At 68.7% G+C, this 14329-nt stretch carries 12 protein-coding genes; 5 read left to right on the forward strand and 7 right to left on the reverse strand.

Annotated features, from left to right (window positions below; all coding sequences use genetic code 11):
* Nucleotides 1–31: 31 nt before the first annotated feature.
* From ACIQLK_RS06615 to ACIQLK_RS06640, 6 genes are all read right to left on the reverse strand, one after another.
* A complete protein-coding gene (locus ACIQLK_RS06615; RefSeq protein ID WP_400363590.1) occupies nt 32–2272 on the reverse strand; it encodes a glycoside hydrolase family 3 N-terminal domain-containing protein in 2241 nt (746 codons plus the stop codon).
* On the reverse strand, nt 2269–3282 hold the full coding sequence (locus tag ACIQLK_RS06620) for an ABC transporter permease (RefSeq protein ID WP_400363592.1): 1014 nt from the start codon (nt 3280–3282) through the stop codon (nt 2269–2271). The genes ACIQLK_RS06615 and ACIQLK_RS06620 overlap by 4 nt, the downstream gene beginning before the upstream one ends.
* A gap of 1 nt (nt 3283) precedes the next feature.
* Nucleotides 3284–4363 (reverse strand): ABC transporter permease, encoded by a 1080-nt coding sequence (locus ACIQLK_RS06625; RefSeq protein WP_400363593.1) that lies wholly within the window; start codon nt 4361–4363, stop codon nt 3284–3286.
* Nucleotides 4360–5169 carry an ABC transporter ATP-binding protein gene (locus tag ACIQLK_RS06630; protein ID WP_400363594.1) on the reverse strand — a complete coding sequence of 270 codons (810 nt, stop codon included), beginning with the start codon at nt 5167–5169 and terminating at the stop codon, nt 4360–4362. The genes ACIQLK_RS06625 and ACIQLK_RS06630 overlap by 4 nt, the downstream gene beginning before the upstream one ends.
* Nucleotides 5166–5990, reverse strand: a complete 825-nt coding sequence (locus tag ACIQLK_RS06635) for an ABC transporter ATP-binding protein (RefSeq protein ID WP_400363595.1) — start codon at nt 5988–5990, stop codon at nt 5166–5168. Before ACIQLK_RS06635 ends, ACIQLK_RS06630 begins: the two co-directional genes overlap by 4 nt.
* An 89-nt stretch (nt 5991–6079) precedes the next feature.
* Nucleotides 6080–7741: an ABC transporter substrate-binding protein gene (locus ACIQLK_RS06640; RefSeq protein ID WP_400363596.1), complete on the reverse strand. Its 1662-nt coding sequence runs from the start codon at nt 7739–7741 to the stop codon at nt 6080–6082.
* Between the two features lie 180 nt (nt 7742–7921).
* Here ACIQLK_RS06640 and ACIQLK_RS06645 point away from each other — a divergent pair, with 180 nt between their 5' ends.
* The 3 genes from ACIQLK_RS06645 to ACIQLK_RS06655 all read left to right on the forward strand — a co-directional run bounded on the left by ACIQLK_RS06645 (nt 7922) and on the right by ACIQLK_RS06655 (nt 10329).
* A complete protein-coding gene (locus ACIQLK_RS06645) occupies nt 7922–8563 on the forward strand; it encodes a TetR/AcrR family transcriptional regulator (protein ID WP_400363597.1) in 642 nt (213 codons plus the stop codon).
* A 94-nt stretch (nt 8564–8657) separates the two neighbouring features.
* Nucleotides 8658–9074 carry a YciI family protein gene (locus ACIQLK_RS06650; RefSeq protein ID WP_400363599.1) on the forward strand — a complete coding sequence of 139 codons (417 nt, stop codon included), beginning with the start codon at nt 8658–8660 and terminating at the stop codon, nt 9072–9074.
* A gap of 4 nt (nt 9075–9078) precedes the next feature.
* Nucleotides 9079–10329 carry an RNA polymerase sigma factor gene (locus ACIQLK_RS06655; protein WP_400363601.1) on the forward strand — a complete coding sequence of 417 codons (1251 nt, stop codon included), beginning with the start codon at nt 9079–9081 and terminating at the stop codon, nt 10327–10329.
* A gap of 208 nt (nt 10330–10537) precedes the next feature.
* Here ACIQLK_RS06655 and ACIQLK_RS06660 read toward each other — a convergent pair whose 3' ends face one another.
* On the reverse strand, nt 10538–11860 hold the full coding sequence (locus ACIQLK_RS06660) for a DUF222 domain-containing protein (RefSeq protein ID WP_400363603.1): 1323 nt from the start codon (nt 11858–11860) through the stop codon (nt 10538–10540).
* Nucleotides 11861–12091: 231 nt separating this feature from the next.
* Here ACIQLK_RS06660 and ACIQLK_RS06665 point away from each other — a divergent pair, with 231 nt between their 5' ends.
* Nucleotides 12092–13270: an NAD(P)/FAD-dependent oxidoreductase gene (locus ACIQLK_RS06665; RefSeq protein WP_400363604.1), complete on the forward strand. Its 1179-nt coding sequence runs from the start codon at nt 12092–12094 to the stop codon at nt 13268–13270.
* A gap of 72 nt (nt 13271–13342) precedes the next feature.
* The gene (locus ACIQLK_RS06670; RefSeq protein WP_400363605.1) at nt 13343–14275 is read left to right on the forward strand and encodes an alpha/beta fold hydrolase; all 933 of its coding nucleotides are present in this window, start codon (nt 13343–13345) and stop codon (nt 14273–14275) included.
* The last annotated feature ends 54 nt before the right edge of the window (nt 14276–14329 follow it).

The following is a 14329-nucleotide window of genomic DNA, read 5'->3' on the forward strand; positions in this document are numbered from 1 at the left end:
ACGACACCCGCCCCTCGCTGTTCCCGTCGCGTCAGCGGATCTCGAACGAGACCGCCCGCAGCACCTCGTCGCGGGACGACGGCCCGATGAGGAGCTCGAACTCCCCGGGTTCCACGATGCGGCGGCCGGCCGCATCCACGATCGTGCACTCGGATGCCGGCAACTCGATGTCGACCGTCACAGTCGCGCCCGCTGCCACGTCGACGTGGCGATAGGCCTTCAGTTCCTTGTCGGCCCAGCTGACCGAGGTGACCGTGTCGCGGACGTAGACCTGGACGATCTCGTGCGCGGGGCGCCCACCGGTGTTCCGCAGTGTGATCCGGGCGTGCACCGTGTCACCGGCTGCGGCGACGGACGTCAGGACCTCCGCCTCGCCGTACGCGACGGACGTGTACGAGAGGCCGTCGCCGAACGCGAACGCCGGCTGCTGCGTGAGGTCGGCGTAGCGGTCGCCGTGCTGGCCCCGGATCTGGTTGTAGTACGTCGGCTGCTGACCGGCGTGCCGTGCGAACGAGATGGGTAGGCGTCCGGTGGGTTCGATCTCGCCGAGCAGCAGCTCCGCGATCGCTCGTCCGCCCTGCATGCCGGGGTTCGCGACCCAGATGACGGATGCCTCGCGCACCGACTCCGGCAGGATCAGCGGCTTCGACGCCATCAGAACGATGACGAGCGGTGTGCCGGCCGCCGCCAGCGCGTCGAGGAGTGCCCGCTGGCCGCCGATGAGGTCGAGCGTCGCGGTGGAGCGACCTTCGCCGACGAGCTCGATGCGGTCCCCGACGACGGCGACGGTCACGTCGGATCGCTCCGCGAGGGCTACGGCCTCGGCGATCTGCGCAGCGTCCGGTTCGCTCGGGGCGACGATCGGCGGTCGCGGCTGACCGTCGGGGAAGACACCCGCCGGGTCGTCGGTCAGGCGGAGGATGTCCGCGCCCCGGGCGCACTCGACCGTCGCGCCCGCGAGCTCGCGCAGCCCGTCGAGGACCGTCGTGATCTGGGCACGCGGGTGGCCCTCCGGCATCCAATCGACCTGTCCGGACGAGCCCGCCCAGTCGCCGAGCTGCGTCTGCGCGTCGTCGGCGAGGGGACCCACGACGGCGATCCGCCGGGTGTCGGACGCCAGCGGAAGCGTGCCGTCGTTGCGCAGCAGCACGAGCGAGCGGCGCGCGACCTCGAGGTTGAGGTCGGTGTGGGCGCTTCGCGCGATGACCGTCTCGATGCGCTCCCGATCGGGCAGGCGCGGGTTCTCGAAGAGGCCGAAACGGAACTTCAGCGACAGGATCCGCGAGACCGCCTGATCGATGTCGGCCTCGGTCAGCATCCCGCGCTCGACGGCCTCGAGGGCGCCGGTGAAGAAGCCGGGCGTCGTCATGACCATGTCGTTGCCGGCCTTCACGGCCGCGGCGGCGGCGCTGGCGTAGTCCGGCTGCACCTTCTGCTCCCACACCATGCGGCCGACGTTGTCCCAGTCGGTGATGAGTGTGCCCGTATAGCCCCACTCGCCGCGCAGCACGTCGCTGAGCAGCCAGTCGTTCACCGTGATCGGCACACCGTCGGTGGTCTGGTAGCCGAGCATGAAGGTGCGGCATCCCTCCCGTGCGACGCGTTCGAACGGCGGCAGGAACCAGGAGCGCAGCTTGCGGCGGGAGATGTCGGCCTCGCTCGCATCGCGACCGCCCTGGGTCTCGGAGTAGCCGGCGAAATGCTTCGCGGTCGCGAGGATCGCGTCGCGGTCGTCGAGCCCGTCGCCCTGGTAGCCGCGGACCATCGCCGAGGCGAGCTCGCCGATGAGGAACGGGTCCTCGCCGAACGTCTCGCCCACCCGTCCCCAGCGGAGGTCGCGCGCGATGCAGAGGACGGGCGAGAAGGTCCAGTGGATGCCGGTGGCCGCCACCTCGGCGGCCGTCGCCTTCGCGACGCGCTGGACGAGGTCCGCGTCCCACGACGCGGCCATGCCGAGCTGCGTCGGGAAGATCGTCGCGCCTTCCCAGAACGAGTGTCCGTGGATGCAGTCCTCGGCGACGAGGAGCGGGATCCGCAGACGCGTCTGCGACGTCAGTTCCGCGGCGCGGAGCACCTTTTCGGGCGAGGTGTGCAGGATCGACCCGGCGTGCCGCTCGAGCACGATGTGCTCGAGTTCCTCGCGGGCGTCGAACTGCATCATCTGACCGACCTTCTCGGGCAGGGTCATCCGCCCGAGCAGATCGGCGACGCGATCGTCGACCGACAGGGTGGCATCCCGGTAGGCGGCCTCGGCGGTGTCGACGCTCGTCATCCGCGGCTCTCCTGTCGGGTGGCGGGGACCTCGACGCTGCGGACGACGGTGACGGCGTCGTTGACGTCGAGGCCCTTCTTCTTCATCGCGCGGGCGCGCTCGCCGGCGGAGCGCAGGCGGGGGTTCACGTACTCGTCGATGCCGAAGTTGATGAGCGACAGCGCGACGCCGATGGCGGCGATGCACAGGCCCGGGGGCAGGTACCACCACCATTGGTTCTGGCGGAACGCGCCCTGCGCGCTCGCCCAGTTGAGGATGGTGCCCCAGTTGTAGGTGTTGACCGGGATCACGCCGATGTACGACAGGGTCGTGAGGCCGAGGATGGCCGCGGTCACGGTGCCGACGAAGCTCGCAGCGATGAGGGCCATGAGGTTCGGCAGCATCTCGACCGTGATGATGCGACGGAGCGGCTCACCGTTGGCCCGTGCGGCCTGGATGAAGTCGCGGTTGCGGAGCGACATCGTCTGCGCGCGCAGGACGCGCGCGCCCCAGGCCCAGCCGGTGATGCCGAGGACGGCGGCGATGAGGACGAGCGGCGGCTCCTCGAACATCGACGCGACGATGATGATGAGCGGCAGGCCCGGGATCACGAGGAACACGTTGGTGAGCGCCGAGAGGCTCTCGCTCTTCCACCCGCGGACGTAGCCCGAGACGACACCCACGACGATGGCGATGACGGTCGCGAGGATCGCGGCGAGGAAGCCGACGACGATGACGCCGCGCGTCCCGTAGATGACCTGGCTGAGGACGTCCTCGCCGATGTGGGTGGTGCCGAGCCAGTGCTCGGCCGACGGCGGCTGGAACCGCGCCGTGTTGTCGACCTGCGTGGGTGAGAAGGGCGCGAGGACGTCGGCGAAGATCGCGATGAGGACGAAGAAGGCGAGGATGGCGAGGCCTGTGAGGGATTTCGCGTTCCGGAACATCGCGAACGCCGATCCGAGCCGGGCCCAGAAGGTGTTCGGCGTCGGGTCCTCGGTGCGGGCCATGCGGATCGTGGCGGTGGTGGTCATGTCAGGCCTCCGTCTGGCGGGTGCGCGGGTCGAGGAACGCGTAGGCGATGTCGGCGAGGATGTTCGCCACCAGCACCGACAGCGTGATCACGAGGAAGACGCCCTGCATGAGCGCGTAGTCCTTGCCGTTGGTGGCATCCAGCAGCAGCTTTCCGACGCCGGGGTAGCTGAAGACCATCTCCATCACGATCGTGCCGCCGACGATGAAGCCGATCGACAGTGCGAAGCTCTGGATTTGGGGGAGGACCGCGTTGCGGGCGGCGTAGCGCCACAGCACCCGTGAGTTGGGCATGCCCTTGGCCTGCGCCACGGTGATGTAGTCCTCGTCGAGGACCGTGAGCATCATGTTGCGCATGCCGAGCATCCACCCGCCGAGCGAGGCGATGATGATCGTCACCGCGGGGAGCGTGCCGTGGTGGATGACCTGCCCGATGAACTCGGGGGTGAATTCGGGCGAGTAGCCCACGCCGTACGCCTTGCCGATCGGGAACCACTTGAGGTTGACCGAGAAGAGCGCGATGGCGAGCAGCCCGAGCCAGAAGTAGGGGATCGTGCTGAGGAAGGTCGTGATCGGGATCAAGACCTCGGAACGGCTGCCGCGACGCCAGCCGATGACGGCGCCGCCGATCGTGCCGATGAGGAACGAGATGATCGTGGCGAAGCCGACGAGTCCCACCGTCCAGGGGAGGGACTGGCTGATGACCTCGCCGACGGGGCGCAGGCCGTGCAGGAGCGAGACGCCGAGGTCGCCGCGGAGCATGAGGCCCCAGTAATCGACGTATTGCTGCCAGAGCGATTTGTCGGTGTCGATGCCGAGCAGAGCGCGCAGCGCGTCGGCCGCCTCGGGGGTGACGTTGCGGTTGCGGGCGAGGTACTGGTCGACCGCGTCGCCCTTCATCAGGCGAGGCAGGAAGAAGTTGATCGTGATCGCCGCCCACAGCGTGAAGAGGTAGAACAGGGCGCGGCTGCCGAGGAAGCGCCACGGGATGCGGGAGCGCCCCTTGACGGCGGTCGTGGCGGTCGTGCCTACCTCGAGTGCGTCGGGTGTTTCGACGGGCAATTGGGGTTCGACGGCGGTCATCGGGCACCTCCGGAGAGTCCGGGAGCCGACGCGAAGTGGCTCTCGGGGTCGGGGGACGCAGCGCGGAGCTCCTGCGTGTACGGGTTCTGGGGACGCAGGATCACGTCGTCGGCGGTGCCGCTCTCGACGACCTTGCCCTGGTTGAGCACGAGGATCTCGTCGCTGAAGTGGCGCGCGGTCGCGAGGTCGTGGGTGATGTACAGGACTCCGAGGCCCTCTTCGCGCTGCAGGTCGGCGAGGAGGTTCAGGACGCCCATGCGGATCGACACGTCGAGCATCGACACCGGCTCGTCGGCGACGAGCAGCCGGGGGCGGGATGCCAGGGCGCGGGCGATCGCGACGCGTTGCCGCTGTCCGCCCGAGAGCTCGTGGGGACGGCGGTCGATGACCGAGTCGGGGTCGAGGCGGACGCGGTCGAGCAGGCGTCGTACCTCGTCTTCGACGTCCTTCTTGGGGACGACGTTGTCCAGGCGAAGAGGGCGTTCGACGTGGTGACGGATCGAGTGGTAGGGGTTCAGCGACGCGAACGGGTCCTGGAACACCATGCGGAGCTGCTGCCGGTAGTCGCGCAGGCCTTTGCCGCGGCGGGGGATGGGCGTGCCGTCGAGGCGGACCTCGCCGGTTGTGGGCGTCTCGAGCTGCGTGAGGATCTTGGCGATCGTCGACTTGCCGCTGCCGGACTGGCCGACGAGGCCGATCGTCTGACCGGACGTCAGGGTGAACGACACGTCGTCGAGGGCCTTCATCTGACCGGCGCCGCGGACGTGGTAGATCTTCGTGACGCTGTCGAATTCGAGTGTGGTCATCGGACGACGACCCCCCTTTCACCGGTAAGTCGCGGGAACGAGGACAGCAGCGTGCGCGTGTACTCGTGCTGCGGGGTGGTCCAGATGCGCTCGGCGGTGTCGATCTCGACGATCTCGCCCTTGCGCATGATGGCGATGCGGTCGCTGATCTCGAGGAGCAGCGGCAGGTCGTGCGTGATGAAGATGACGGAGAAACCGAACTCGTGGCGCAGCTGCGAGATCTGCTTGAGGATCTCGCGCTGCACGAGGACGTCGAGGGCGGTGGTCGGTTCGTCCATGATCATCAGCTGCGGACGGAGCGCGAGCGCCATGGCGATCATGACGCGCTGGCGCATGCCGCCGGAGAGTTCGTGGGGGTAGGAGCGGGCGCGGGCGGCGCCGACCTTGACGATCTCGAGCAGCTCGTTCACGGCGTCGCGACGCGCGGCCCGGTTCATGTCGGGCCGGTGCACCTCGAAGACGTCGGCGAGTTGCGAGCCGATCGTGGCGACGGGGTTGAGGGCGTTCATCGCTCCTTGGAAGACCATGGAGATCTTGTCCCAGCGGAAGCGGCGCATCTCCTCCTGGCCGAGCGAGTTGACGTCGATGTCCTCGCCGGAGATGTCACGGAAGGTGACGGATCCGCTCGAGATGACGGCGGGTGCCTTGAGCAGGCGCTGGATGCCGTAGGCGAGGGTGGTCTTGCCGCACCCGCTCTCGCCGGCGAGTCCGAGGATCTCGCCGCGGCGCAGTTCGAGGCTGACGTGGCTGACGGCTTCGACCGGCGGGTCGACATCGTAGACGACCGAGAAGTCGTCGACGGACAGTAACGAATCGCGCATCGGTGCGTGCTCGCTTTCGTGGAGGTGAGCAGGGGAGTGGTGGGGCGGATGCCGCGGGCCTTGCGGCATCCGCCCCACTGTCGGTCGGATTACTCCTTGGGCTTCAGCTTCGCGAGAATCTGAACGACGCCGGCCTGCGTCGGGTCGCCCGCGGCGTACTGGTCGTCCTCCGAGGGCCAGCCGACGTAGTTGCGGGTGTTGAACTCGCCGAGCAGCGGGTGTGCGCCCAGCGGGATGGCGGGGACGTTCTCGACGAACGCCTTCTGCAGAACGGCACCGGCCTCGGCGCGCTCGTCGTCGGATGCCGCGTTGGCGTAGGTGTTCAGCGCCTCGGTCACCTTCGGATCGTCGAAGCGACCGAAGTTGAAGGAAGCCTTGTCGTCGACGATCCACTTGGGGTCCATCGTCGACGTGTACAGGCCGTACGCGTTGCCGGTGTCCTCGAGCCAGTGGATGATCGCGTCGAAGTTGCCCTCCTGCTTGCCGGCGTCCCAGCCGCCGAAGTCGGGCTGGTCGACGTTCACCTTGATGCCGAGCGCCTTGTCGAGCTCCTCGGAGATGAGCTGCTGCTCGGTGTTCCAGTCGCTCCAGCCGGCGGGCACCGACACCGAGAACTCGACGGCCTCACCGTCGGGGTCGGTCAGCTTTCCGCTGTTCCAGGTGTAACCCGCGTCGGTGAGGATGTCCTTGGCCTTGTCGACGTCGACCGAGTAGTTGTCGTCCTTGTACTCGTCGATGATCTCGTCCTGGAGCACGGAGCTCAGGCCGGTCTTGTTCCAGATCGCCTCGCTCGCGCCTTCGCGGGCGATGTCGACGTAGGCCTCGCGGTCGATGGTCCACGCGAGCGCCTCGCGCAGCGCCGGGTCGTTGAACGGCTTCTTCTGCAGGTTCATGAAGAGCGTGCCGGCACCCGGGGTGGGCGAGACCAGGAACACGTTGTCGGGGTCTGCGTCGAGGTAGCTCTGCTGGACCTGCGGGATGAAGGCCTGCGCCCAGTCCGCATCTCCCGTGGCGAGGGCCGTCGTGAGGGCGGCGTTGTCGCCGTAGGAGACGTAGTTCAGCTGCGGAACGGCGAGGTCGCCGCCCCAATAGTCGGGGTTCGCCTTGAGCGAGACCGACTCGGTCGACCAGTTCGACATGACGTACGGGCCGGTGCCGACGAGCTTGCCCTCGTCGGTGAGCGGGTCGGTGTTCGGGTCCTCGATGTCCTTCCAGATGTGCTCCGGGACGATCGGGGTGTGCAGGACGCGGCCCTGCGAGGTGAACTTCGAGCTCGAGAAGGTCAGCACGACCGTGTCGCCGTCGGCCTTGACGTCGGTGACGCCGAGCGCGCCGGTGTCGGTCAGCTTTCCGCTGAGGTACTGGTTGAACGTGAAGACCACGTCGTCGGCGGTGAAGTCCTCGCCGTCGCTCCACTTGACGCCGCTGCGGGGCGTGACGGTGAGCTGCGTGTAGTCGTCGTTCCACTCGACCTTCTCGGCGAGCCACGGGGTGGTGCCGAGGTCGCCGGTGGGGTTGACGAGCGCGAGGGGTTCGAAGATGACCTTCGAGTAGCCGTAGCGCGAGCCGGCCGAGTCGCCGAGGTACGGGTTGTGGGATTCGGTGGTGATCGCGCCGTCGGGCTTCGCGATCGTGAGCGCCGCCCCAGAGCCGTTGCCGCTGGAGGTGTCGGTGCCCCCACCGGCGGCGCAGCCGGTGAGGATGAGTGCCGCGGTGAGACCGGCGGCGGCGAGGGAGGTCTTCAGCCTCATTGCTTCTCCTTCATCTGTGGTCCCGGCGCCGCGAAAAGACCTCCGAAGGAGTGCCACTCGGCGCTGAGTGTGATTGCATGGGAAAACTTACAATCAAGTAAGTAAGTTCACAACCCTCCAGTGATGCGGACGACGCGATCCGCGTAAAATCTCATCCGCATCTGGGGAAGAAGGCAGATCATGGTCGATAGCCGACACCAGACGAAGTCGCGTCCGGCGACCCTCGTCCGTCGTCGAGAGATCCTCGACGCGGCGCAGGAGATCTTCGGATCCAAGGGCTTCGCGAACGGCACCCTGCAGGACATCGCCGAGCAGGTCGGGATGACGCACGCCGGCATCCTTCATCACTTCGGTTCGAAGGATCAACTGCTGCTCGATGTGCTCGAGCACCGGGATCAGACGGACGTCGTCGATCTGGACGGCGGTCGAATCCCGGGTGGGATGGAGCTGTTCCGCCACCTGGTGCACACGGCGATCATGAACATGCAGCGTGCCGGGATCGTGCAGGCGTACGCCGTGCTGTCGGCGGAATCGGTCACGGACGACCATCCGGGACGGCAGTACTTCGAACACCGGTACACCGTGCTGCGTAAGGACCTGCGCGAGGCGTTCGAGCGCGTGTGCGCGGAACGGGACATCACCGATCCCGGCTCGATCGCGCATGGGTCGGCCGCGATCCTCGCCGTGATGGACGGACTGCAGGTGCAGTGGCTGCTCGACCCGGCGGCGGTCGATCTGGGACGCGCGTCCGAGTTCGCGATCGAGGCGATCGTCGCCGCGGTCATCGAGCCGCGTCCGTCCGTGCTGGCAGAGCCCGCCTGAGATTCTTTTCCGTCCGGGTGTCGATTCCGGTCACGCTCGTTCGACGCGATAGTGAGAGGGACGAGACACGGCCCCCGGAAGTCAGGAGATGACCATGAAGCACATGCTGATCATGCGGAGCACGCAGGCTGCGGCGGAGAAGTTCGCCGAGACCGACTTCGAGGCGGTCATCAACGCGATGGGCGCGTACAACGAGTCGATGATGACCGCGGGCGTTCTCGTCGGTGGCGACGGCCTCGCGCCCGAGCCGGGTTACGTCATCGACTTCGACGGTGAGACGCCGGTGGTCAGTGACGGCCCGTACGGCGAGGTCCACGAGCTCTTCAACGGATTCTGGATCGTGCAGACGGCGACCGCCGAAGAGGCCGTGGAGTGGGCCAAGCGTGCGCCGCTGACGCCGGGGAGCAAGCTCGAGGTGCGTCGGGTGACCGACGAGTCCGACTTCACGGACTTCGCGGACAACGAGTACATCGAGAAGGAGAAGGGCTGGCGCGAGCAGCAGGGCGCGTGAGTCGATGAGCGACGTCCGGCGCGAGATCGAGGCGGTCTGGCGGATCGAGGGGATGCGGATCGTGGCATCCCTCGCCAAGGTGACGCGCGACCTCGCGCTCGCCGAGGACGTCGCTCAGGAGGCGCTGGTCGAGGCCCTGTCGGCGTGGCCGCGCGACGGGATGCCGGGGAATCCGGGCGCGTGGCTTACGGCCGTGGCGAAGCGCCGGGTGATCGACGTGTGGCGGCGGCGGACGGCGCTGGACGACCGGTACGCCGGGATCGCGCACGAGCTGACCGACGTGGTCGAGGCGGAGTGGGTGCCGATCGCCGATGACATGCTGCGGCTCGTGTTCACTGCGTGCCATCCCTCCCTGTCACGGGAATCGCAGGTCGCGTTGACGCTGCGCGTGGTCGCGGGGCTCACGACGGAGGACATCGCGCGGATGCTGCTGGCGACCGTACCGGCGGTGCAGGCGCGGATCACCCGGGCGAAGAAGACGTTGGCGGCCGGTGGCATCCCATTTGAGACGCCGGACCCGTCGGAGTGGCCGGGCAGGCTGGGCGCCGTGTTGAGCGTCGTCTACATGGTCTTCACGGAGGGTTACGCGGCGACCTCGGGGGAGCGCTGGGTACGGCCGGACCTCGCCGACGAGGCGATCCGATTGGGGCGGGTCGTGGCGGGGCTGCTGCCGCGGGAACCCGAAGTGCTCGGGCTGTTGGCGCTGATGGACTTCCAGCGGGCGCGGTTCGCCGCGCGCGAGACCCGGGAAGGTGCGCCGGTGCTGCTCGGCGACCAGGACCGGACCCGGTGGGATCACAGCCAGATCGCGCGAGCAACCGACGAGTTGCGACGAGCGGATGCCGCGGCCGCCGCGCAGGGCCGGGGCCGTGGTCCGTACGCGTTGCAGGCTGCGATCGCGCAGTGCCATGCGGTGGCGGCGAGCGTCGACGAGACGGATTGGGAGCGCATCGTGGTGCTGTACGAGATGCTGGGTCGGGTGGCGCCGAGCCCGATGGTCGAGCTGAACCGCGCCGCGGCGGTATCGATGGCGGTCGGTCCGGCGGAGGCGCTGACGATCGTCGATGAGCTGGACCGGTTGGGTGCTCTGCAGGGGTCGCACGTGCTTCCCAGCGTGCGGGGCGAACTGCTGGCGCGGTTGGGCCGGAAGGATGCGGCTTGGGCGGAACTGATTCGAGCCGCAGAGCTGTCGACGAACGATGTGCAGCGCCGCGTCCTGCGTGACAAAGCGGATGCGCTGAAGGGGCCCGAGTAGGCGCCGTTGCTCGGTGGGTGCTGGCCTGTCGAAGGGGCACGGTGTTCGATCGCACGGGCACGTCGGCCCGCGCGTCATTTATGCGTTCCGTCCGGTCTCGATTCGCCAGGCTTGCGTGCCTTCCTGCGCGCCCACGTGCCTACGTGCCTGCATGTCTGCGTGTCTGCGTGTCTGCGTGTCTGCGTGTTCGTGGGCGCGGCGGCGAGCTTCAGAAGGGTGCAGGGGATCCGGGTGTGGTGGTGGCAGGGGTGAAGGCGACGGCCGGGGTGGGTGCGTCTTCGCGATACGTTCTGCCAAGGGGTGAGGTCCATTCCAGGACGCCACCCTTCAGTTGTCGGACTCTCCAGGCGGTGAACTGCTTCATCGAGTGATGCCGTTGGCACAGGTGGGCGAGGTTCGAGAGTTCGGTCTTGCCGCCGAGCGCATGGTCGTGGGTGTGGTCGACTTCGCAGCGGATCGCGGCGACGCGGCATCCGGGGAACCGGCAGTGCTGGTCGCGCGCTTGCAGGAACCGTCGCGTGCCGGACGGGACCCGGTATGAGTCGGTCGCGATGGTGACCCCGGTAGTGGGTTCGTGGAAGAGGCGCTCCCAAACCCCGGTGCCGCCGGCGAGTGTCCGCGCGGTGGCGGGATCGATGGGGGAGCGTCCGGCGAGGTCGCACGGTCCGTCGTCTGCCCCGGTGAGTGTCGCGGCCGGGACGAGGACCTGCACCCGTGCCCGGATCGCGCCGAGCGGGCCGGCGGTGGTGTCGCCGGTGTCGTCGAGCGCGGGTGTTCCGGCGAGCAGCAGGTCCGCCAACACGTCGGCGCGGACCTGATCTGTCGTGCGAGCGTCGGTCGCGACCACATCGGCGTTCGCCCCAGACGAGCGCTCCTCCCGCGTGTCGACGATCGCTCGTGCCTGCTGAGTGAGCCGGTCGTGGATCCCCTCCGCGATCACCGTCGGCAGCGTGGCGATCAGATCCGACATCCCGTCCCGCCCCGGAATCAACCGCACGCACCGCCCCGCCGCAGCCTCTTCGTGTCGTTCGGCGAAGGATCGTGGGTGCATCCGGTGGGCGAGGATCTCGAGCTCACCTCGAACCCGGTTCGGTGTCTGACCGTCGCAGCGTTCGATCGCGATGGTCTCGAACTCCGCCCACAGTTCTCCGGGCAGGTTCGCACCGGCGTCCACGATCGCCATGACATGCCCACGCACGATCCGCCCCGCCTCCCACGCCGCCACCGCCGCGGGGAACCCTTCGATGATCAGCCGGGCTTCCCCGATGCGGCGTTGCACGGTCCGGTCGGTGATCCGCATCACCCCGCCGACCTCGGCGGCGATCGAGCGTAGGACCATGTCGTGCACCTGGACTCTCGCGTTCCGAGGTGCGGTCTGCACGTCTGCGAGCCGTCCCGCGGCGGCGAGCACGCGGAGCTCCCGGATCTGCACGCGCGCCAACTCGATTCCCACGTTCTCGACGTCCGCGACGATGCCCGCGATGGCGGCGAGATACGCCTCACCATCGGGGGTTCCCATCGCTCCTGTCATACCTGCACTCTCGCACCGACCTCCGACATCACGACCCCCAAAACCCCGGAGATCACACGTTACGAACATGCTCGAGATGAGAAATCGCTCATCTACTGAGCGGACAACATCCAGGGGTTCCGAAGGCACACGATCCTCCCGATCTAACGGCCGCGGCCGCATCCCGCAACCCCGCGCATCGCCTCAGCGCAGCCGCATACGGTGGCCGAAACGATACGAACGGAGCGTGTGATGCGGACGTACGACTATCTGATCGTCGGTGGCGGAATGGTGGCGGATGCGGCGGCCCGCGGCATCCGCGAACTGGACCCCGACGGCACGATCGGCATCCTCAGCGCAGACGTCGACCCACCGTACACGCGTCCGGCGCTGTCGAAGAAGCTGTGGACCGACCCGGACTTCACGTGGGATCAGGTTCCGCTGGGCACCGACGAGACCGGTGCCGAGATCCGCCTCGAGACGCTCGTGACCGGGATCAATCGCGAGGCGAAGACCGTGTCGATCGGCGACGGCAACGACCTCGGTTACCGGCGACTGCTGCTCGCGACCGGCTCGAAGCCCCGCGAGATCCCGGTGCCCGACGATGACCGCATCCTGTTCTTCCGGTCCGCCGAAGACTACCGGCGCCTCCGCGACCTCGCGGCGAACGGCGGCCGCGCGGTCGTCATCGGCGGCGGCTACATCGGCGCCGAGATCGCCGCGGCGCTCGTGCAGAACGGTGTCGAGACGGAACTCGTGTTCCCGTCCGAGGTGCTCGGCGACGGCACGTTCCCGCCCGCGCTCGCGAAGCGATACGAGCAGCTCTTCCGCGACGGCGGCGTCGAACTCGTCCCGGGTGCGCGGGTGGAGGAGGTCCGGACCGCGGGCAACCGCCTGCACGTCGTCCTCGAGAGCGGCGAGGAACGTCCCGCCGACATGGTCGTGCTGGGGCTGGGCGTCGATCCCGTCACCGATCTCGCCGAGCAGGCGGGGCTCGAGGTCGACGAGGGCGTGATCGTCGACGAGAACCTCATCACCAGCGACGAGTCGATCTGGGCAGCCGGCGACATCGCTTCGTACCCCGACCCGATCCTCGGACGCACGCGCGTCGAGCACGTCGACAACGCGAACGAACAGGGCGTGGCTGTTGGCCGGTCGATGGCGGGGGAGCGGCTGCCGTATACCCACACCCCGTACTTCTACTCGGCTGTCTTCGGAGTGCGATGGGAGGCCGTCGGCACGCTCGATCCCGAGAAGGATCCGCTCGTCGTCGACCTCGACGAGGACCGCACGGTCGTCTACTACCGCGACGAATCCGGTGCGCCCGTCGGTGTGCTGCTCTGGAACGTGGAGGACGCCCGCGACCTCGCGCGCGCCGTGCTCGTCGACGGCGAGACGGATGCCGAGGCGCTCCGCACGCGCATCGGCTGAGGGCTCCGGCGCGGGCCGCGCGGCGGTGACCGTCGATTCGATCCGACGCGCCGTCGGTGCCGAACAAGGTTCGTGACGATCACTCGGCAGCCCAGCGCGCCCCTCGGGCGCCCTCGGCTCGAGACGGATGCCGGCGCCCTCGGGCTGCGGCGCGTCGAAGTCTGCACCGGCCTCGGCGCGGTCGTCGCGCGCGCGAGTGCCGCCATCGGCCCGGTCGCAACGGTCCTGTTGCACGGCGCAGCGGGATCGTGGACCACCTGGACCCCGCTGCTGCGAGCCGCAGTCCGCTCCGGCGATCCGTTGCCGGACGTCGTCGCCGTGGACCTGCCCGGGTGGGGGGAGAGCCCGTTCCCTCAGGCCGGAATCGATGTCGGGGAGCTCAGCGAAGCGATCCACGATGTCGTCATGCGCCTCGGATACGCCCGATGGAACGTCCTCGGGCACTCGCTCGGCGGTGCGCTCGCCCTCGACCTGGCCGCGCGCTTCCCCGATCGCACCGAGTCGGTGTTCCTCGTCTCGCCGTCCGGACCCGCGGTCCTCGACGCCGTGCGACGACCGCTGCGTGGGGGTTTCCGCCTGCCCGGCTTCGCGGGAATGCTCCTGGCCATGCGCGTCCTCCGGGGTCTCGGCGACGCGGCGTCACCGCTGCTGCGAGGACTCGACCGGACTGGTCTGCTTCGGCTCTTGAGCGCGCCGCTGTTCGCGCGGCCGCGCCGGATCGACCGCTCGGTGGTCCACGCGCTCGCCGACGAGATACGGCCGGGATCGTTCGTGGCCGCGTCGCGGGCGGCAGCCGCCTACGACGAGTCGGCGTGGCGCGGCATCCGCTGCCCGGTGCGGTCGGTCCGCGGCGCGCGCGACGTGTTCGTCGGCCGGGATGACGCACGAGGACTGTCAGTTCTGGTCGCCGACTTCGCCGAGACGGTCCTGCCGGACGCCGGTCACTTCGCGGCCGTCGAGCGACCTGCTGAGGTCTTGCGGCTGCTCCGCCGCTCCGTGGTCTAGGCGTCGATGCGAACGGCGGTTCCAGAGACGACGATGCCGCCCGCCGGGGGGATG

The organism is Microbacterium sp. NPDC091382, assembly GCF_044757025.1.
GTDB lineage: Bacteria > Actinomycetota > Actinomycetes > Actinomycetales > Microbacteriaceae > Microbacterium.